The 18,314-nt window shown below is 71.5% G+C and carries 20 protein-coding genes; 17 read left to right on the top strand and 3 right to left on the bottom strand.

Going from position 1 to position 18,314, the window contains the following annotated elements; genetic code table 11:
* The first annotated feature begins 17 nt into the window (after positions 1-17).
* The 10 genes from LX14_RS11120 to LX14_RS11075 all read left to right on the top strand — a co-directional run bounded on the left by LX14_RS11120 (position 18) and on the right by LX14_RS11075 (position 6,175).
* Positions 18-407 (top strand): VOC family protein, encoded by a 390-nt coding sequence (locus LX14_RS11120; RefSeq protein ID WP_253647262.1) that lies wholly within the window; start codon positions 18-20, stop codon positions 405-407.
* A gap of 135 nt (positions 408-542) precedes the next feature.
* Positions 543-1,775, top strand: coding sequence for an inorganic phosphate transporter (locus LX14_RS11115; RefSeq protein ID WP_253647261.1), 1,233 nt, complete (start codon positions 543-545; stop codon positions 1,773-1,775).
* Between the two features lie 39 nt (positions 1,776-1,814).
* Positions 1,815-2,099 carry a hypothetical protein gene (locus LX14_RS11110; RefSeq protein WP_253647260.1) on the top strand — a complete coding sequence of 95 codons (285 nt, stop codon included), beginning with the start codon at positions 1,815-1,817 and terminating at the stop codon, positions 2,097-2,099.
* Positions 2,099-2,404 (top strand): DUF3349 domain-containing protein, encoded by a 306-nt coding sequence (locus LX14_RS11105; RefSeq protein WP_253647259.1) that lies wholly within the window; start codon positions 2,099-2,101, stop codon positions 2,402-2,404. Before LX14_RS11110 ends, LX14_RS11105 begins: the two co-directional genes overlap by 1 nt.
* A gap of 117 nt (positions 2,405-2,521) precedes the next feature.
* Positions 2,522-2,851, top strand: a complete 330-nt coding sequence (locus LX14_RS11100; RefSeq protein WP_253647258.1) for a DUF3349 domain-containing protein — start codon at positions 2,522-2,524, stop codon at positions 2,849-2,851.
* Between the two features lie 38 nt (positions 2,852-2,889).
* Entirely contained in the window at positions 2,890-3,999 is a 1,110-nt protein-coding gene (menE, locus tag LX14_RS11095) for an o-succinylbenzoate--CoA ligase (protein WP_253647981.1), read from the top strand.
* Between the two features lie 170 nt (positions 4,000-4,169).
* Positions 4,170-4,916 carry a hypothetical protein gene (locus LX14_RS11090; protein WP_253647257.1) on the top strand — a complete coding sequence of 249 codons (747 nt, stop codon included), beginning with the start codon at positions 4,170-4,172 and terminating at the stop codon, positions 4,914-4,916.
* Entirely contained in the window at positions 4,913-5,380 is a 468-nt protein-coding gene (locus LX14_RS11085) for a phage holin family protein (RefSeq protein WP_253647256.1), read from the top strand. Before LX14_RS11090 ends, LX14_RS11085 begins: the two co-directional genes overlap by 4 nt.
* Positions 5,377-5,973, top strand: a complete 597-nt coding sequence (locus LX14_RS11080) for a DUF3618 domain-containing protein (RefSeq protein ID WP_253647255.1) — start codon at positions 5,377-5,379, stop codon at positions 5,971-5,973. Before LX14_RS11085 ends, LX14_RS11080 begins: the two co-directional genes overlap by 4 nt.
* A gap of 4 nt (positions 5,974-5,977) precedes the next feature.
* Positions 5,978-6,175 (top strand): hypothetical protein, encoded by a 198-nt coding sequence (locus tag LX14_RS11075; protein WP_253647254.1) that lies wholly within the window; start codon positions 5,978-5,980, stop codon positions 6,173-6,175.
* A 141-nt stretch (positions 6,176-6,316) separates the two neighbouring features.
* Here the strand turns inward: LX14_RS11075 and LX14_RS11070 are convergent, their stop codons facing one another.
* Complete coding sequence (locus tag LX14_RS11070; RefSeq protein ID WP_253647253.1) at positions 6,317-6,967, bottom strand: nitroreductase family protein; 651 nt, start codon at positions 6,965-6,967, stop codon at positions 6,317-6,319.
* 166 nt (positions 6,968-7,133) lie between these two features.
* Between LX14_RS11070 and LX14_RS11065 the strand changes: the two genes are divergently transcribed.
* The 4 genes from LX14_RS11065 (at position 7,134) to LX14_RS11050 (ending at position 10,483) form a co-directional block, all read left to right on the top strand.
* Entirely contained in the window at positions 7,134-7,799 is a 666-nt protein-coding gene (locus LX14_RS11065) for a response regulator transcription factor (RefSeq protein ID WP_372505322.1), read from the top strand.
* Between the two features lies 1 nt (position 7,800).
* A complete protein-coding gene (locus LX14_RS11060) occupies positions 7,801-9,024 on the top strand; it encodes a sensor histidine kinase (RefSeq protein ID WP_253647251.1) in 1,224 nt (407 codons plus the stop codon).
* A gap of 4 nt (positions 9,025-9,028) precedes the next feature.
* Complete coding sequence (locus LX14_RS11055) at positions 9,029-10,075, top strand: DUF8320 family protein (protein ID WP_253647250.1); 1,047 nt, start codon at positions 9,029-9,031, stop codon at positions 10,073-10,075.
* A gap of 144 nt (positions 10,076-10,219) precedes the next feature.
* Positions 10,220-10,483, top strand: coding sequence for a helix-turn-helix domain-containing protein (locus LX14_RS11050; protein ID WP_253647249.1), 264 nt, complete (start codon positions 10,220-10,222; stop codon positions 10,481-10,483).
* A 16-nt stretch (positions 10,484-10,499) separates the two neighbouring features.
* Here LX14_RS11050 and LX14_RS11045 read toward each other — a convergent pair whose 3' ends face one another.
* Positions 10,500-11,957: an LCP family protein gene (locus tag LX14_RS11045; RefSeq protein ID WP_253647248.1), complete on the bottom strand. Its 1,458-nt coding sequence runs from the start codon at positions 11,955-11,957 to the stop codon at positions 10,500-10,502.
* Positions 11,958-12,184: 227 nt separating this feature from the next.
* Here LX14_RS11045 and LX14_RS11040 point away from each other — a divergent pair, with 227 nt between their 5' ends.
* Complete coding sequence (locus LX14_RS11040) at positions 12,185-13,186, top strand: ATP-binding cassette domain-containing protein (protein WP_253647247.1); 1,002 nt, start codon at positions 12,185-12,187, stop codon at positions 13,184-13,186.
* Positions 13,183-14,004, top strand: coding sequence for an ABC transporter permease (locus LX14_RS11035; protein WP_253647246.1), 822 nt, complete (start codon positions 13,183-13,185; stop codon positions 14,002-14,004). Before LX14_RS11040 ends, LX14_RS11035 begins: the two co-directional genes overlap by 4 nt.
* Before the next feature lie 37 nt (positions 14,005-14,041).
* On the opposite strand, the gene LX14_RS11030 is transcribed toward LX14_RS11035, so the two are convergent.
* On the bottom strand, positions 14,042-17,329 hold the full coding sequence (locus LX14_RS11030) for an AfsR/SARP family transcriptional regulator (RefSeq protein ID WP_253647245.1): 3,288 nt from the start codon (positions 17,327-17,329) through the stop codon (positions 14,042-14,044).
* A gap of 77 nt (positions 17,330-17,406) precedes the next feature.
* Here LX14_RS11030 and LX14_RS11025 point away from each other — a divergent pair, with 77 nt between their 5' ends.
* Positions 17,407-18,282 (top strand): 1,4-dihydroxy-2-naphthoate polyprenyltransferase, encoded by an 876-nt coding sequence (locus tag LX14_RS11025; RefSeq protein WP_253647244.1) that lies wholly within the window; start codon positions 17,407-17,409, stop codon positions 18,280-18,282.
* Positions 18,283-18,314 lie beyond the last annotated feature (32 nt).

Here is an 18,314-nt window from a genome sequence, read left to right as displayed (position 1 = left end):
CCCGGTAGGAATGACCGATGGAGATCCTCAGCGCCCGGGTCCTGCTGCGACCGCGCGACGCCGCGGCCACCACGGCGTTCTACCGGGACACTCTCGGCCTGGCCATCGCCCGCGAATACCCCGGCGGCACGGTGTTCTTCGCGGGTTCGACCCTGATCGAGGTGGCCGCCCACCTCACCGGCAACGGCCCCGCCGACGCCACCTCGCTGTGGCTGCAGGTACGCGACATCGCGGCGAGCCAGGACGCACTCACCGCCGCCGGCGTGACGATCGCCCGGGAGGCCCGCACCGAGCCGTGGGGGCTGCGCGAGATGCACGTCGACGACCCCGACGGGCGGCGGATCATCCTCGTCGAGGTGCCGTCGGACCACCCGTTACGGCGCGATACACGCTCCGACGGGACGTGAGACGGGGCACGCCTGCCAGGTGAAGATGAACATTGGGCAAACACGGATGGGTGAACGCTCAAACGTGCAGGTCAGCAAGCGAAGCCGTCGCAGCAGGGTTTGGACATTCGTGCATGCGGGACGGAAACTTCTCGCATGAGCGCAGAGATGCTGATCCTGGTCTTGCTGGTGATCACAGCCCTCGGATTCGACTTCACGAACGGCTTCCACGACACCGGCAACGCCATGGCGACCTCCATCGCCACCGGCGCTCTCAAGCCGAAGGTCGCCGTCACCCTCGCCGCGATCCTGAACCTGGTCGGCGCGTTCCTCTCGGTGCAGGTCGCTGCGACCATCACCAAGGACGTGCTGAAGATCCAGCAGACCAAGGGCGCGAACGCGGGCGACCTGATCGGCGGCCTGGACGCGCAGAAGGCACTGGTGATCATCTTCGCCGGCCTCATCGGCGGCATCCTGTGGAACCTCTTCACCTGGCTGTTCGGCCTGCCGTCGAGCTCGTCGCACGCCCTCTTCGGCGGGCTGATCGGCTCCGGCATCGCCGCCATCGGGACCTCCGGCGTCAACTGGGAGGGCATCGTCGACAAGATCGTCATCCCGGCGCTGCTGGCCCCGGTCATCGCGCTCGTCGTCGCGGCCGCCGGCACCTGGCTCGTCTACGCGATCACCGCGTCGGTCGCGAACAAGCGCAAGGAGAGCGGCTTCCGCGCCGGCCAGATCGCGACCGCCTCGCTGGTCTCCCTCGCCCACGGCACGGGTGACGCGCAGAAGACGATGGGCGTCATCGCCCTGGCGCTGATCGCCACCGGCCACCTGTCGGCCGGCTCCGTCAGCGAGGGCCTCCCGGTCTGGATCATCGTGTCCTGCGCCCTGGCCATCGCCCTGGGCACCTACCTCGGCGGCTGGCGCATCATCCGGACCCTGGGCAAGGGCCTGGTCGAGATCAAGGCCCCGCAGGGCATGGCCGCCGAGGCGTCGTCGGCCGCGATCATCCTCACCTCGAGCGCCGCGGGCATGGCGCTGTCGACCACCCACGTGGCGACCGGCTCCATCCTCGGATCCGGTGTCGGCAAGCCCGGTGCCGCGGTGCGCTGGAGCGTCGCCGGCCGCATGGTCGTCGCCTGGGTGACCACCCTCCCGCTCGCCGGTCTCGTCGGCGCCGCGACCTACGGGATCGCCAGCCTGATCGGTGGCGCCGCCGGTGCGATCGTCATCTTCGCGATCCTCGTGGTGCTCAGCGGTGTCATGTACTGGCGCGCACAGCAGCAGAAGGTCGACAGCTCCAACGTCAACGCGGAGTGGGACGACACGTCGAACAGCGTCATCCCGGCCGAGGTGGTCGCCGAGCCGGCCACCGCCGGATCGCGCTGACCCCCGACCCCCTACGGCACACGAACCGAACGAGGAGACATGCAGGAATTCGAGGCCATCTTCAAGGTGCTGGTCGTGGGCCTGGTGCTCGGCGCCGGCCTGCCCGCCCTGTTCGCCGTGGGCCTGCGACTGTTCGCGGCCGGCTCGGGTGACACCGGCGCCGACGGCGCCACCACCGCACCGAACCCGGCGCTGCGGGCGGCGGGCATCGCCCTGTTCGTCGTGATCGCCGCCGTGATCCTGGTGGGCATCCTGTGGATCACCCGCACGACCATCAACTACCACTTCGGCGTCAACCTGTTCCCGTTCGCCCCGGTGAAGTGATGGCCGACTCCACGACGTTCGACTCCGTCCTGGACTGGCTGCGCAAGGGCTACCCCGAGGGTGTCCCCCCGAAGGACTATTTCCCGCTGCTGGCCCTGCTGAAGCGCACGCTCGACGAGGAACAGGTCACCCGCGCGATCCTCACCGTGTTCAAGGAACACGGCACCGACAACCCGGTGACCGAGGACCAGATCCGGACGGCGATCCACGCGGTCATCGAGACCGAGCCCAACCCGGAGGAGATCAACCAGGTCGCGTCGCGGCTGGCCTCCGTCGGCTGGCCGCTCGCCCAACCCGCCGAGTAGCGGCGCTCACCCGCCGCCACCAGCGAATACGGGACTACCCTGGCAGTCCCACCCCTGGCATTCCCGTTTCCGGGCGCTGACCAGACAGCGCACCGCACCCTGACCGAGGAGGGCGCCGTGGACCGTTCCCACCTGATGCGCTCGATCATCGGCTGGCTGCGCGCCGGCTACCCACACGGCGTCCCCGCCGGTGACTACATCCCGCTCGTCGCGCTACTGCGTCGCCAACTCACCGACGACGAGGCGCAGGAGATCGCCGACCACCTCGCCACCGAGGCGGCGTCGAACCCCGAGTTCGAGCCCATCACCCGCGTCGACGTGGCCGTGCTGATCACCAAGGTGACCGACGAGATGCCCACCGAGGCCGACATCGACCGGGTGCGATCGGTGCTGGAGGGCGCGGGCTGGACCTGCGACATCGAGACGCCGAAGGCGGACCCGAGCTGATCCTCGAGCCACTCCCGCTGCGATCGGGGCCCGCGGTCCTGGACTCGGCCGACGATCTGCGCGCCGTCATCGACGGCACCGTCGCGGTGTTGCCCGTCCCGGCCGACGACGCCCGCGAGACCGAGCGGCTCACCACAGCTCTCGCCGCCGGTGAACCCGTCGACGACGACGTCGCGCTGGTCGTCGCCACCTCGGGCAGCACGGGAACACCCAAGGGCGCCATGCATTCCGCGGCCACCCTCGCCGCGTCAGCGTCGGCGACACTCGAACGTCTCGGCGGCCCCGGCGGCTGGCTGCTCGCGCTGCCCGCCCATCACATCGCGGGACTGCAGGTGCTGTTGCGGTGTCTCCGTGCGGGATTCACGCCCACGGTGATCGACGTGACCGCCGGGTTCACACCGTCGGACCTCGTCGCCGCCCTCGACCGGGTGGAGGGGCCTCGTCGCTACACGTCGCTGGTCCCCACCCAGCTCGTGAAAGTCCTCGACGATCCCGACGCCGTCGCCGCACTCCGCGGGGTCGAGGCGATCCTCGTCGGCGGTGCCGCCACCCCGGCCCCGCTGCAGGCCCGTGCCGTCGACGCCGGACTGCCCATCGTGGGCACCTACGGGATGAGCGAGACCGGTGGCGGCTGCGTGTACGACGGGATCCCGTTGCCCGGGGTGCACATCCGGCTCGACTCCCCCGTCGACGGTGTCGGGCGGGTGGCGCTGTCGGGACCGATGGTGGCCGCCGGCTACCGCAACCTTTCTGATCATCCCGCGTTCGCGCGCGACGGGGAGTTCCTCACCGACGACCTCGGCCGCCTCGACGACGGCGTGCTCGGCATCGTCGGTCGCGCCGACGAGGCGATCACCACCGGCGGCCTCACCGTCGTCCCGCAGGTGGTGGAAGCGGCGGTCCTCGCCGACCCCACCGTGGCCGAGTGCGCCGTCGTCGGACTGCCCGACCCCCGCCTCGGGGAGAAGGTGGTCGCCGTCGTGGTACCCGCCAAAGACGCTGTCGTGCGAGCCGATTCGGTGCGATCTGTCGTGCGTGAGCGTCTCGACCGCTTCGCCGTCCCTCGCGACGTCGTCGTCGTCGATGCGCTCCCGCTGCGCGGGCCCGGCAAGGTCGACCGGGCGGCCCTGCGCGCCCGCCTCTCCTGAGGCCCGGGAACCGCTCGTCGCGTTCCGACGTACTCCTGTCCGGGTTTTGGCCCCTCCGTGCCGGGTATCTCGGGGTGGATCGAAGTTCCCGCACCACGAGGAGGCACAGTGATGATCACTGCCCACACCCCCCGCCCGATGGGCACAGCAGCGTCGGCCGGCGATCGCCGATGAGCACACCGTCGAGCACCACCGACGTCGCCAAGGAGAAGGCCGCGCAGACCGCGGACACCGCCGCCGAGCAGGGCAAGCACGTCGCCTCGGTGGCCGGCGACCAGGCACAGCAGGTCGCCCAGGAGGTCAAGGGACAGGCGTCCGACCTCCTCGGGCAGGCCCGCACCGAGCTCACCGACCAGGCCTCGACCCAGCAGCAGCGCGCGGCGAAGAGCCTGCGCGCACTCGGCGACGAGTTCGCGTCGATGGCATCGTCAGCGGACCAGCAGGGTCCCGCCGCCGACCTGACCCGCCAGGCCGCTGATCGCGTGCAGTCGTTCGCGTCGTGGCTGGACCAGCGTGAACCGGGTCAGGTGCTCGGCGAGGTCAGCGACTTCGCCCGCCGCAAGCCCGGACTGTTCCTCGCCCTCGCCGCCGGCGCGGGCATCGCCGCCGGACGACTCGGCCGCGGTGCGGCTGCGGGCTCGGGCTCGAGCTCGAGCTCGACGAGCAGTGCGTCCACCGGCAGCTCATCGCCCGCGACGTCGGGCCACGGCGCGACGGTGCCGCCGTCCGCCACCGGCTACGCGGCCGCCGACGGGTCGACGGTCACCGCCGACCCGGCGAGCAGCACGGTCACCACGACCCCGAACATCCCCGACGCCACGGCATCGGATCCCGCGCGTCCGGCGTCCGAGGACGAGAACGCCCTCGGGTACGCGGCTCCGCCGCAGAACGCCCCCAACCCGGGTGGCCTGCTGTGACCGGCGCACACAGCGCCCCGGTCGGTCACGACCCCGTCGGGCACGACCCGCTCGGCGCCGGCGCCCCGGCCGGTCACGACGATCCGCCGTCGATCGGTGAGCTGCTCTCCGACGTGTCCCGCGACCTGTCGACACTGGTACGCCAGGAGCTCGAGCTGGCCAAGGCCGAGGCGACGCAGACCGCCACCCGCGTCGGCAAGGGCTCCGGCCTGCTGGTCGGTGCGGCCCTCGCCGGGTTCTTCGTGTTGATGTTCCTGTCGATCGCGGCGTGGTGGGCCATCGGCAACTCGACCGGCCACGGCTGGTCGGCGCTGATCGTCACCCTCATCTGGGCCGTCATCGGCGCGATCCTCGGCGTCCTCGGCCGGTCGTCCATCCGGCGCGCCCGCGGTCTGCCGCGCACCCAGCAGACCGTCTCCGAGATCCCCCAGGCAGTCACCCCACACCCCCAGGAGAACCGATGACATCCGCAGATCCCGACCAGCTCCGGCGCGACATCGACCGCACCCGTGAGCGTCTCAGCACCCGCGTCGACACCCTCGCCCACGAGGCGAACCCGTCGACCATCGCCCGGCGCAAGGTCCGCGGCGTGACCGGCACGCTCGGCAGCGTCCGCGACCGCGTCATGGGCAGCGCCCAGGACACCGCCCAGAGCGCCTCGGAGTCCGCCGATTCGGCGGCGTCGTCGATCACCGACGCGGTGCGCTCGGCACCCGACGCCGTCCAGCAGCGGACCCAGGGCAGCCCCCTGGCGGCCGGGCTCATCGCGTTCGGTGCCGGCCTGCTGGTGTCGGCGATGTTCCCGCCGACCCAGGCCGAGCAGCAGGCGGCCGCGACGCTGCAGGAGAAGGCCCAACCGCTCGCGGATCAGGTGTCCTCGGCGGCACAGGATGTCGCGGGATCCCTGCAGGAGTCGGCGTCACAGGCCGTCGACTCGGTGAAGGAGACCGCCACCGACGCCGCGCAGACGGTCAAGGAGGAGGGCACCTCGGCCGCGCAGGAGACGAGCACCCAGGCCAAGCACGCGGCCGACACCGTCGCCGACGAGGCCCGGTGACGCGATGTCCTCACCCGACGAACCGAACCTCGACGACGTCATCGTCCCCACCGAGGAGGTCCACCCCGACCATCGCGCACACGCGAAGGAGGGTGCCCACCTCGACCAGGACGAGCTCGACGAGCGTGCACGCCACGAGGAGCAACTGGTGCACGGCGCGGAGCCGGACCAGGTCGGCGACATCCCCGACGCGGCGGAGTGATCACCACCCGCTGATCGACGTCACCGGGGGGCACCGGCGCTCCACTTGTTCGAGGACGCTCCGCCTGCAGGCGGAGCGTTCTCGCACATGTGGAGCGGGAACCCTGGAGCCGGAGCGGAAACCCTGGGAGTGGAGCGCCGGTCACCAGCGATCGACGTGCAGCACCTCGTCGAGCGGTGCGCGCGGCGCGGGCTTGAACGTCTCACCGGTGTAGTACGCCGTGGGGATCAACGCCCCTTGGTGGTAGCCCTCCGGGATCCCGAGGATCTCGGCGACGTCGGCCTCGCGGCGATCGAGGTGCAGAGTCGTCCACGCGGTTCCCAACCCCCGCGCCCGCGCCGCCAGCGCGTAGCTCCACACCGCGGGCAGCAGTGACCCCCACAGCCCGGCCTGATTGCCCGCGGGCAGTTGCTTGCCCGCCTTGATGCACGGGATAAGCAGGACCGGCACCTGCCCCATGGTGTCGCCGAGGTGGCGGACGCTGGAGCCCACCCGCTGCTGCACCTGCGACCGGTCGGCGTCGTCCGCGAAGAGCTTGTCCGCGGCGTACGCCGACTCGAGGTAGCGCTGCGTCTCCTCGCGGTAGATGTCACCGACGCGGCGCCGCTGCTCGGAGTCGGTGACGACGATCCACTGCCAGCCCTGCCGGTTCGATCCCGACGGCGCCTGCAGCGCGATCTCCACGCACTCGCGGATCACCGCCATCTCGACGGGCCGGTCGAGGTCGAGGCGCTTGCGCACCGTCCGGGTGGTCGTGAGCAGGTCGTCGGGGGTCAGGTCGAGTGTCGTCATGTGTCCATGGTGACCCGGCAACGCCCGCACGTGCGTGCGATGGCCGATCCTCTGTTCAGACCACATGATGGACGATTTGGCCATCTTCGCTCCGCCGAACGCAGGACTGTCGGTCAAGATGACGACAGCTGTCGTCAGAACAGCGGACGAAGGGGGACACGGGTCAGTGGGAGAGTCGTCGCATCGCCCCCATCGCATCGGAGTCGTCGATGACCACGAAGTCTCGATCCTCGGTGTGGCGCACATGTTGAGCGGGGTCGACGACCTCGAGTTCGCCGGGGGCGCACCGACGGTCGACGAGCTGCTCGCCACCACCGACGGCGTCACGCTCGCGATCCTCGACCTCCGTCTCCCCGACGGCAGCTCGCCGCGCGCCAACGTGGAGCTGCTCCACGAGCACGGCATCAGCACGCTGGTCTACACCTCGGCCGAGGACCCGTTCCTCGTGCGGTCCGCGGCGTCGGCCGATGTCCTCGGGGTGGTGCGCAAGTCCAGTCCGGCCGCCTCCGTCCTCGAGGCCATCCGCAGTGCCGCCCACGGCGAACCCGTCCCCACGATGGACTGGGCCGCCGCGATCGACTCCGACGACGCGTTCGTCGTGAACCTCTCCCCCCGCCAGCGAGAGGTGTTGGAGCTGTACGCCTCCGGGGAGTCCGCGGCCCGGGTCGCCGAGCTGACACACCTCGCGGGCGAGACCGTCAACATGTATCTCGACCGGATACGCGTGAAGTACGCCGCCGCCGGCCGGCCCGCGAAGACGAAGACCGACCTGTACAAGCGGGCCGTCGAGGACGGCTTCCTGCCGATGCCGCGGCGCGACCCGATCAGCTGACGTGGCCGCCTCGACCGGTGTCGTCCCGACAGCCGTCGACGACGACGTCGCCCCGGGCCCCGTCGCCGAGACCGGTGACGCCGAACGGCGCATCACGCGGCAGTTCGCGGTGTTCGTCGGCGCCGGGTACCTCGCCTATCTGCTGATCAACGTCGGCAACATCGTCGGGTCGTTCGCGTTCATGGACTCGTGGTGGGCGCTCGGCGCACCGGTGGCGGTGTACGGGAGCGGCCTCGCGATCGGCCTGGCCGGGGCCCTCGGGGCGCAGCGATGGATCCGGCGGACGACCCTCGCGGCCGCCGTCCTGTACCTCGCCGCCGTCCTCACCACGCCGATCGCCTGGACGGGAGAGCTGACCTCCAACGATCTCGGGCTCTGGTACGCCTCGTTCCTCGGGTTGGTCGCCGTCGCGGTCGGGATGCAACCCGGCATCCGTCCTCTGGTCTACCTCGGCGTGGTCACGGTGGCGGTGGTGCTGTGCAACACACCGCTGAAGACCCCCGAGAACGCCGTCGCGCGCCTACCTGACATCGCCTTCGCGTTCGCGTTCTCCATGCCCTTCGTGTGCGCCACGCTGATCGGGGTCCGCACGGCCCGGGTGCTCGATCGCACGCGTGAGGAGACCTATCGCATCGCCGCCGACACCGCCGCGGCGCAGGCACGCAGCACCGAACGCGCTCGCTTCGACGCGCTCACCCACGACGGCGTGATGGCCGCGCTGCTCGGTGCCGCGCGGATGGGGACCACCGACGACGTCCGCGCACTGGCGCAGCGCACACTCGCCGATCTCGCCCAGATCGCCTCGCCCACAACGACGGTGATCGACGTCGGTTCGACATCGGCCGCGCGCGTGATCCGGGCCGCCGTCGCGGACGTCGACGACAGCACACGACCCACCGTGATCCTCCCGGACACCCCGGACGCGGTCGCCTACCCGACGACCGTCGTCGAGACCGTCGCCGCCGCGACAGCGGAGGCGGTGCGCAACAGCGCCCGCCACTCGCAGGCGACGGTGACCGACGTCGTCGCCACGCTCGACAGCGACGCCATCACGGTGACCGTCGCCGACGACGGCCGGGGATTCGACCCGCAGGCGGTGCAACCGCACCGACTCGGCATCACCGTCAGCATCGTCGGCCGGATGCGACAGGTCGACGGCGGCGACGCCGCGGTGGTGTCGCGGCCGGGGCGCGGCACCCGCGTCGAGATCACCTGGAAGCGATGACCCGATGCTGCTGATCGACGAGACCACGCCTCGCGACGCCCGCGCGCTCATCGGGATGCACACGCCCGCAGCGCGACTCGTCGTCGGCATCTATCTGGTCTGCATCATCGTCGCGCTGCTCTACGTCGTCCCGAAGCACCCGATCACCGTCATCGCGATGGTCGCCGCCCTGACGATCGCCGCGAGCGCGACCATCGCACTGCTCGCCGTCCGTGACGACCCGCTGCCGGGATGGACCGCGTCGGCGATGGCCGCGGCACCAGCCACCGCGTGCGCGCTCATCCTCGGTGCGTGTGGCCGCGATGTGCCCGCACCCGTCTCGGGGTGGTCGCACGGGATCGGCACCATGGTCCTGGCGTTCATGTGCGTCCGCGGCCGCACGGGGCGGGCCTGGGTGGGGATGGCCGCGATGGTCGCGGTGTACATGGTCCACTCGACCCTGGTCGGCGACGGTCCGCTGCACCGGATCGACAACGTGCTCATCGATCTCGGCCCGCTGGTCATGGCCACCGTCTTCAGCCTGACGCTGCGACCGGGCGCCAAGCTCGTCTTCGACCTCCGCGACGCGGGACGCCGGCGCAGCGCGGAACTGGCCGCAGCGCAGGCCGCCGGCGCCGAGCGAGACGCCCAACTGCGCGAGCTCGACCGGCTGGTGCGCCCGATGCTGAACCGGATCGCCGCCGGCGACCACCTCGACGACGTCGATCGCACCACCTGTCGGCTGCTCGAGGCGCACCTGCGCGACAGGCTGCGCGCCCCGGGTCTGGACACCCCCGCGATCGCCGACGCCGCCCGCGCGGCCCGGGCGCGCGGGGTGGAGGTGATCCTCCTCGACGACTCCGGCATGCCCGACGCGTTCACCCCCGACGCCCGGGCGCACGTGACCGACGCCGTCGTCGATGCACTCGTCGACGCCGTCGACGGGGACGTCCGTGTCCGCCTCCTGCCCCCGGGACGGGCCGCGGCCGCATCGGTGATCGTTCACGACCACGGCGGTGTCCGCCGCCTCGACCTCGACTCCGACGGCCGGGTGTGTGCGACGCGCAACTGATTCGCGCGCCTCATAGTTGTTGCGGCTATGGGTGATCCGCATCCGGGTGTCCCCCATTTCGGTGTCTGGAAGAGTGTCCGACCCGATGGTTACTGTCTCTTCAACGCCGGGCGAGCCCAGCTCCGGCAGTCCTGAAGGAGATCCATGACCGCCGTGCTCGATCCGCCAAGTACCGAACTGCCCGATCCGGGTCTGAGCCGACGGGAGGTGGAGGTGCTGCGCGCGTGGGTCCTGTCGGATTCCAAGGACGAGGTCGGGCAGCGCCTCTTCATCGCCGAGTCGACGGTGAACACCCACGTGTCCCGTATCCGGACCAAGTACGAGGCCGTCGGCCGCGGCGCGAGCACCAAGGCCGCGCTGTTGGCGCGGGCTCTGCAGGACGGCATCGTCGGTCTCGACGAGCTCTGACGGGTCGCGCCGCGCGTCAGTTCACGCAGGGGATGCCGGAGGCGGTCGTCGTCACCGGACGCCCCTGATCCGGGGTCGAGTCGGTGTCGCCGTCGCCGGTGTCGCTCGACACCGCGCTCGATGACGCCGCCACGGCCTCGGACGCGGTCGACGAGGGATCGGCGCTGGTCGACGACGGTGGCGGCGCGATGCCGAACGCCGTCTGCACCTGACGTCGGATGGCGTCGGGGTCGATGACGTTGACGTCCTGCCCGTCGACCGTGTCGTAGCGGACGACGGGCAGGGTCGTGAACGTCACCGACTGTCCGGCGATGCTGCCCAACTGCTGGGCGTCGTCGACCAGATTCCACCCGGACGAGAGCACCACGTCGCGCTGGGCGACACCGACGAGCGCGCTCAGCTTGCCGAGGTCGGAGAAGACCCCGGACGACTGCAGCTCGTGCTCCACCGACAGCAGGAACGCCTGCTGTCGGTGGGTGCGGTCGAGGTCGCCGTTGTCGAGGCCGTGGCGCTGTCGGACGAAGGCGAGCGCCTGCGCCGCGTTCAGCTTGTGGACGCCGGCCGGGAACCGTGCGCCCGAATAGCTGTCGGACACAGGGTGGTTCAGGCACACGGTGACGCCACCGAGTGCCTTCGCGATGTCGTAGAACCCGACGAGACTCACCTCGGCGAACCGGTCGATGGGCACCCCCGTGAGCGCACGGACCGTCGCCACGGTCTCCGCGCGACCCGCGTCGCGACCCTGCGTCTCGAGCTGGGTGGGGTCGGTGACGCCCTGCGCGGCGAGTTCGTTCTCCGCCTGCGCCTTCCGACGCCCGTAGGCCTCCTTGATCTTGGCCTTGTCGGTGCCGTCGATGCCGATGCTGCCGTCGGGGTTGACCATCGACACGTAGTCGTCGCGGGGGATCGAGAACGCGACGATCTGTTTCCCGTCGGCCGGGACGTGCAGCAGGATCAGGGTGTTGGTGTTGTAGCCACCCTCGGAGCCGTCGCCGGCGTGCAACTGCGCGAGGACGTCGGGCGGGAGCGGGTTGCCGTCCCGGTCGTTGCGGGTGTCGAGTCCCATCAACAGGATGTTCTCGGCCCCGTCACGGGACTTCGGGCCGTTCGCGAGCACGTTGGACGTGTGGAAGCCGGAGGTGACCTGCCGTGCGCCGGCCCACCCGATGCCGCACGCCACGAGCACCGCACACGACAGCACCGCCGCGGTCACCCGTGGGACCGCCAGCGGTGAGCGACGTCGTGCCGCTCGCGGTGGTCGGGGCGCACCGGCCCGACGCGGTCCACGCTGGGCACGCGGTTCGCGCGACCGCCGCTCGGCGCGGGGTCGTCGTGGTGGCGTCTCCCGCTCGGGCGGTTCGGGTGCCGTCCCGAACGCCGCGGCGAGGTCGGAGACGGCTCCGTCCCGCTCGGCCTGCGCGCGCAGCAGTTCACCGGCGGTGGGCCGGCGGCGGGGCGGGGGGTCGGGCGTCATCGTCGGACACGATAGGCACGTCGCACTGAGAGGCGACTGAGAGCCGACACGCGATCCGACGAAGCGACGAAACGCCCCGAACAGGTCTTTTGCCGCCCAACCGACGGTCCCGACCGCCCATCAGATGGTTCCTGGTGCCCACCGGACGGGGCCCGCGACAGGGCCTGGCAGCGCACACGACAGACGACGACAGCGTGACGACAGGGGCGGGGCGCATCGTCCTCGCCATGACCACCACCTCATCCGCCACGCCCCCGGCGATCGTCGCCCGCGGCCTGGTCAAGAAGTTCGGATCCACCCGTGCGGTCGACGGTGTCGACCTCGTCGTCCCCACCGGCTCGGTCTACGGCGTCCTCGGCCCCAACGGCGCCGGCAAGACCACCACCGTCCGCATGCTCGCCACCCTCCTGCGCCCCGACGGCGGCACCGCCGAGGTCTTCGGCCACGACGTCGTCGCCGAACCGGTCGCGGTCCGGTCGCTGATCGGTGTCACCGGGCAGTACGCCTCGGTCGACGAGACACTGACCGCCCGCGAGAACCTCATCGTGTTCGCCCGCCTGCTCGGGCTGAGCCGCAGCCGGGCGCGCAGCGTCGCCACCGAACTCCTCGAGGAGTTCGGCCTCGAGGAGGCGGCCAACCGTCCCCTCAACGAGTTCTCCGGTGGCATGCGCCGCCGCCTCGACCTGGCGTCCAGCCTCATCTCCACCCCGCCGCTGCTCTTCCTCGACGAGCCGACGACGGGTCTGGACCCCCGCACCCGCGTCCAGATGTGGGAGACCATCCGTCGGCTGGTCGCGGGCGGGTCGACGGTCCTGCTGACGACGCAGTACCTCGACGAGGCCGATCAGCTCGCCGACCGCATCGCCGTCATCGACCGCGGCCGCAAGATCGCCGACGGCACCGCCGACGAACTGAAGGACTCCGTCGGCGCGAACACACTCGTCGTCCGCCCCGCCGACCGCGACGACGCCACCGCCGCGATGGCCGTCGTCGAACGCGCGCTCGGCGAGAAGGCGACCCTGTCCCCCGAGGCCGGCCGGGTCACCATCCCGCTCTCCCGCCCCGACCAGATGGGCGCGGTGATGGCCGCGCTGGTGACGGCGGACATCGCGGTCACCGAACTGACCGTCGCCAAGCCCAGCCTCGACGAGGTCTTCATGACCATCACCGGCAAACCCGCCCCCGACACCGAGACCGACAGCACGACCACCCAGGAGGACGCAGCATGAGCACCGCCACCCTCGACCGACCCGCACCCGCCGGGCGAACCATCGATCCCATCCGTTCCGTCGGCCTCGCCGCCACCGTCGCGCAGTCCTTCACGATGGGCTACCGCGGCATGCTGAAGATCCGCCACAACCCCGAGCAGCTGTTCGACGTGGTGCTGCAGCCCGTCATCTTCACGCTGATGTTCACCTACATCTTCGGCGGCGCGCTCGCCGGCAGCGTCTCGGCGTATCTGCCGGTGATCATCCCCGGCATCCTCGTCCAGACGGTCATCACCACGTCTGTCGTCACGGGCACGCAGCTGCGGGAGGACATGAACAAGGGTGTGTTCGACCGCTTCCGGGCCCTGCCCATCGCCCGGGTCAGCCCCCTGGCGGGCGCTCTGCTCGCCGACGTCCTGCGCTACCTCATCGCGACGGTCATCACGTTCGTCGTCGGTGTCGCGATCGGCTGGCGCCCCGAGGTCCTCGGCCTGATCGGTGCCGCCCTGCTCGTGCTGGTGTGCAGCTTCGCGGTGTCGTGGATCTGGGCCCTGATGGGCATGCTCGTGAAGAGCGCCTCTGCGGTGCAGGGCTTCTCGCTCATGCTGCTGTTCCCGCTGACGTTCCTCTCGAACGCGTTCGTCGACGTCGAGACCATGCCCGGATGGCTGCAGGCCTTCGTCAAGGTCAACCCCGTCTCGCACCTCGTCTCGGCGGTGCGCGAGCTGACGAACAACGGCCACGTCGGGATCCACGTCCTGTGGTCGCTGGTGGGTGCGGCGGTGATCACCGCGATCTTCGCGCCACTGACCGTGCGTGCCTACATGCGCAACGCCTGACGGCCCCCGCCCAGAACAGCTCCGCTGCGAGTCCCGGTCACCCCGGCGTCCCCACCGACGCCGGGGTGATCGCCGTCAGCGTCGCGATGATGTCCAGTGCGGCCCGTCGCCGGGGCGTGCGCCCGACCGCTCGTGTGACGTCCGCCCATTCCTCCTCGCCGAGGCCCGACACCCCGCGCGCGTCGTCGACGACGCGCAGCAGCGCCGGGTGATCGCGCCGTCCGCGGACCCGGATCCCGGCCGCGAGCAGGTGCGCCCCCACCGGGTCGCCCGGGCGTACCGCGCACAGCGCGGCCCCGACGGCGGTCGCCGCGGCGCCGCACTGGGGCAGATCCTCGAACCCACCCGGGTGATGGGCACCGATCATCGTCGCGAGCGCGGAGACGAAGGCCAGCGCCTCCGGCGCCCGGCCACAGCTCGCCGCGACAGCCATGCCGGCGCTGATCGTGAGCAGGAACGACGGGTCGGCGGTCGTCTCCGTGTGTTCGCCCACCACGAACCGCAGTGTCATCAGGGCGATCTCGGCCGCGACGGACAGATCGCCCCGCTGCCAGGCCAGCTCGGCTGCGACGATGAGCATCAGCGCCACGCTCTCCGGCGCACCCGTCGGCAGCGGATCACCCGGCTTCCAGCCGCCGGAGGTCTGGTCGTACTCGGCGGTCGCCTCGTCGAGCCGACCCAGTCCGGCGAGCGCCGCGGCGAGGTAGCACCGGACCTGCAGGGACTCCTCGACGGCCCCCATGCTCGCGAGCCCGTCCAGGGCGTTCCGGTAGCAGTCGACGGCCTGTCCGTATCGCCCCGACTGCCCATGGATGCCGGCGATCTCGGTGGCACCCATCGTCAGGATCCAGCTGTCGCCGCGCGTGGCTGCGATCTCCTGTGCGGCGAGCGAATCCCGCAGTGCGGCATCGAGGTCGCCGAAGTTCTCGGCGACGTTCGACCGCAGCGAGAGCGCGATGGCCCGCACCTGCTGGTCCTGCGCCGTGCTCCCCCGGACGATGGTCCGCAGCGCACCCAGTCGACTTCGACCGAGCATGATCGCGGCGGCGAAATCCGCGCGGCGTCGCATGGTCTCCGACGGCCGGTGTGCCGCACGGACGGCCGCCATACCCCGCGCGGTGGCTCGCAGGTCGGGCCGGATCATCAGGAGGTGGCCGGTCGCCATCAGCAGGGCCGCGAGCCACCGTTCCCGCACGGACTCGTCGAACGGCCCCGTCGTCGGTGGTGTCCGCAGCACGGACACCACCCGCGGGGCGAAGGCGCGGACCTCCGCGTGCAGTCCCCGCGCCACCCAGCTCGCGGCGACGACCGGGAACACCGCCACGACGGCGTCGAGCGCACCGACGGGTCGGGACGCGGCGTCGGGATCGAGGCAGCGACGCAGGATCCACACCAGGTTGCCGCCCTCCCGGGCGATCTCCTCGAGCGATCCCCGGTCGTCACCCCCGTCGTAGCGGACGTAGATCTCGTCTGCACCGCGGATGGCCCAGCGCACCATTGCCGCGTCGACGGCGGCACCGTCACCGACAGCGACGAGCTGCTCCTCACCGAACTCCCGCACCATCTCCAGCATGCGGTAGCGGATGTGGCCGTCGACCTCGTCGACCCCGAGCAGCGACTGGTTGACCACCGTCTCCAGCGCGTCGTCGACGGCGACCGCGCCGCCGGTGACGTCGCTCGTGACCGATCGTGCCGCGTCGCCGGAGAAGCCCGACGGGAAGCGGCAGACCGCTCGCATCAGCGCTCGGGCGTCGTCGTCGAGGAGATCCCAACTCCACTCGATGACGGCCTGCAGAGTCCGGTGTCGCTGGGGCGCCGTCCGATCGCCGCTGCGCAACAACGACAGTCGTCCCGAGGCCAGTCTGCGGCTGAGCAGGTCGGCGATGTCGGCCACCGACAGCGTCCGGGCGCGGGCGGCGGCGAGTTCGATGGCGAGCGGCAGTCCGTCGAGGCCGGCGCAGAGCTCGGCGACCTGCGCACGGTCGATGACGATGTCGGGCCGCACGGCGCTCGCCCGCGCGACGAACAGGTCCACCGCGGGCGAGGACGCAACCGCGGTCTCCTCGATGGTCAACGGCCGCAGTCGATGTGTGGACTCGCCGGCGATCATGAGCGGCGATCGCGAGGTGGTGAGGACGGTCAGATCGGCGACGGCCGCGATGAGATCCGCGACGACGCGCGCCGCCCCGTCCACGATCTGTTCACAGTTGTCCAGGACGAGCAGCGCGCCACGTCCGGCCAGCTCGTCGGCCAGTCGCGCCGCGAGATCACCGACCGGTATCCGGCCGCGGTTCGTCGCGACGACGTCGTTCTCGCCGACGCCGAGGGTCGACGCGATCGCCGCGAGCACGTCGTCGTCGGAGCGGACCGATGCGAGCTCGATGACATCCACCTCGCGCCCGTCGGCGTGGACGCTGCGGGCGACCGCCTGCGCGATGCGGGTCTTGCCGGCGCCGCCGGGGCCCAGGACGGTGACCACCCGATGGACGTCGAGAGCCGTTCGCAGCGTGTCGATCTCGTCGTCGCGTCCGAGAAGGGGGTTCGGCTCAGCGCGCAGCCCGATCGAGCGGGCGGCGGGGACCGGACGACGCGGCTGCCCGGACGGCTCGTCGGATGCCGAGGCCGTCGGCCCCTGCAGCAGCGACTGGTGCAGAGCGGCGAGCTCGGCACCGGGATCCGCGCCGAGCTCCTCCGACAGTGCACGCCGGATGCGGGCGAAGACGCTCAGCGCGTCGCCGGTGCGTCCCGCGGCGGCGAGGGCCCGCATGTGCAGCAGGTGGGCGGGTTCGTCGAGGGGGTCGGCGGCACAGAGCGCGGCGGCGATCCGTCGGGCGGTCTCCGCGTCACCGTCGTCGAGGGCGACCTGGGCCCGACGGGCGTCGAGGCGACGGCGGAGATCGTCGGCGAGGGACCGCACGCTGTCGGCGAGGTCACCGTCGAGGTCGTCGCCGGGGGTGCCGCGCCACAGGGAGACGGCCTCGTCGAGTGCCTTGGGCGTCGCGACGTCGAGGAGGTCGCGGGCGCGCAGGACGTCGGTGGTGACGGCGGTCCCCTGCAGTCGGTAGCCGGAGGGTTCTGCGATCAGCACACCGTCGGGCAGGTTCTGGCGCAGGCGCGACACCTGGGTGTGCAGGGCGGCCTGCGGCGAGCGCGGCGGGTCGTCGCCCCAGACCGCGTCGATCAACGCCCGCGACGACCGCAACGCACCCGGGTCGAGTGCGAGGGCCGCGAGCAGTCGACGCGCCCGGGCCCCGGGGACGACGGTCATCCCGGCGCCGGTGTCGACGGCGATCGGGCCGAGCAGCCCGACGGTCACGATCGACATGGTGGACCTCGCGAGCTGGCTGGTGGGGAACGGCGGGCGTGCGATCAGCGTAGGCCGCGGGGTGGGAGAATCGCGCCATGGCAGGTGCGAAGGACTGGGTCGAGGGTGCACGACCGCGGACGTTCCCGAACGCGATCGCCCCGGTGGTCGCCGGCACGGGCGCCGCGGCGTGGCTGGGGGACGCCGTGTGGTGGAAGGCGCTGCTGGCCCTCGTCGTGTCCGTGGCGTTGATCGTCGGGGTGAACTACGCGAACGACTACTCCGACGGCATCCGCGGCACCGACGACGACCGCGTCGGCCCGATGCGGCTCGTCGGGTCCGGTGCCGCCCCGGCCGCCGCGGTGAAGAAGGCGGCGTTCGCGGCGTTCGCGCTGGCCGCCGTCGCCGGCGTGGTGCTCGCGCTGACGTCGGCGTGGTGGCTGATCATCGTCGGCGCGGTCTGCATCGCCGGCGCCTGGTTCTACACCGGTGGGTCGAAGCCGTACGGGTACGCCGGTTTCGGTGAGGTCGCGGTGTTCGTGTTCTTCGGTCTCGTCGCGGTGCTCGGCACCCAGTTCGTGCAGGCCGGACGGATCGACTGGGTGGGTGTCGTCTCGGCGATCGCCGTCGGCAGCTACTCCAGTGCGGTGCTCGTCGCGAACAACCTGCGCGACATCCCCAGCGACTCCGTCACCGGGAAGACGACGCTGGCCGTGCGACTGGGCGACTCCCGGACGCGGACAACGCATCTGGCGTTGATCGCGGTACCCACGATCGCGACGCTGGTTCTCGTCGCCGCGACGCCGTGGGCCCTGCTCGGCCTGCTGGTCATCCCACTGGCCGTGCGCGCCAACGCGCCGGTCCGATCGGGCGCACAGGGGATGGCGCTCATCCCCGCGCTCGCGCAGACAGGCATGGCGATGGTGGTCTGGTCGGTGGCGACCACCGCCGGGCTCATCGCCGGGAGCGTGTAGTCCCCGCGACCGCCCGTGACGGCCGCGGGAAC

The organism is Williamsia deligens, from assembly GCF_024171765.1.
Classification (GTDB): domain Bacteria; phylum Actinomycetota; class Actinomycetes; order Mycobacteriales; family Mycobacteriaceae; genus Williamsia_A; species Williamsia_A deligens.
The sequence above is the reverse complement of the archived record's forward strand: the minus strand, read 5'-3'. Positions and strand labels throughout refer to the sequence as shown.

Coding starts and splice junctions, on each gene's coding strand:
- LX14_RS11105 (WP_253647259.1), top strand. CDS start 2,099: ATGGCCGACTCCACGACGTTCGACTCCGTCCTGGACTGGCTGCGCAAG.
- LX14_RS11030 (WP_253647245.1), bottom strand. CDS start 17,329: ATGTCGATCGTGACCGTCGGGCTGCTCGGCCCGATCGCCGTCGACACC.
- LX14_RS11080 (WP_253647255.1), top strand. CDS start 5,377: ATGACATCCGCAGATCCCGACCAGCTCCGGCGCGACATCGACCGCACC.
- LX14_RS11110 (WP_253647260.1), top strand. CDS start 1,815: ATGCAGGAATTCGAGGCCATCTTCAAGGTGCTGGTCGTGGGCCTGGTG.
- LX14_RS11090 (WP_253647257.1), top strand. CDS start 4,170: ATGAGCACACCGTCGAGCACCACCGACGTCGCCAAGGAGAAGGCCGCG.
- LX14_RS11045 (WP_253647248.1), bottom strand. CDS start 11,957: ATGACGCCCGACCCCCCGCCCCGCCGCCGGCCCACCGCCGGTGAACTG.
- LX14_RS11035 (WP_253647246.1), top strand. CDS start 13,183: ATGAGCACCGCCACCCTCGACCGACCCGCACCCGCCGGGCGAACCATC.
- LX14_RS11055 (WP_253647250.1), top strand. CDS start 9,029: ATGCTGCTGATCGACGAGACCACGCCTCGCGACGCCCGCGCGCTCATC.
- LX14_RS11070 (WP_253647253.1), bottom strand. CDS start 6,967: ATGACGACACTCGACCTGACCCCCGACGACCTGCTCACGACCACCCGG.
- LX14_RS11120 (WP_253647262.1), top strand. CDS start 18: ATGGAGATCCTCAGCGCCCGGGTCCTGCTGCGACCGCGCGACGCCGCG.
- LX14_RS11025 (WP_253647244.1), top strand. CDS start 17,407: ATGGCAGGTGCGAAGGACTGGGTCGAGGGTGCACGACCGCGGACGTTC.
- LX14_RS11040 (WP_253647247.1), top strand. CDS start 12,185: ATGACCACCACCTCATCCGCCACGCCCCCGGCGATCGTCGCCCGCGGC.
- LX14_RS11115 (WP_253647261.1), top strand. CDS start 543: ATGAGCGCAGAGATGCTGATCCTGGTCTTGCTGGTGATCACAGCCCTC.
- LX14_RS11075 (WP_253647254.1), top strand. CDS start 5,978: ATGTCCTCACCCGACGAACCGAACCTCGACGACGTCATCGTCCCCACC.
- LX14_RS11050 (WP_253647249.1), top strand. CDS start 10,220: ATGACCGCCGTGCTCGATCCGCCAAGTACCGAACTGCCCGATCCGGGT.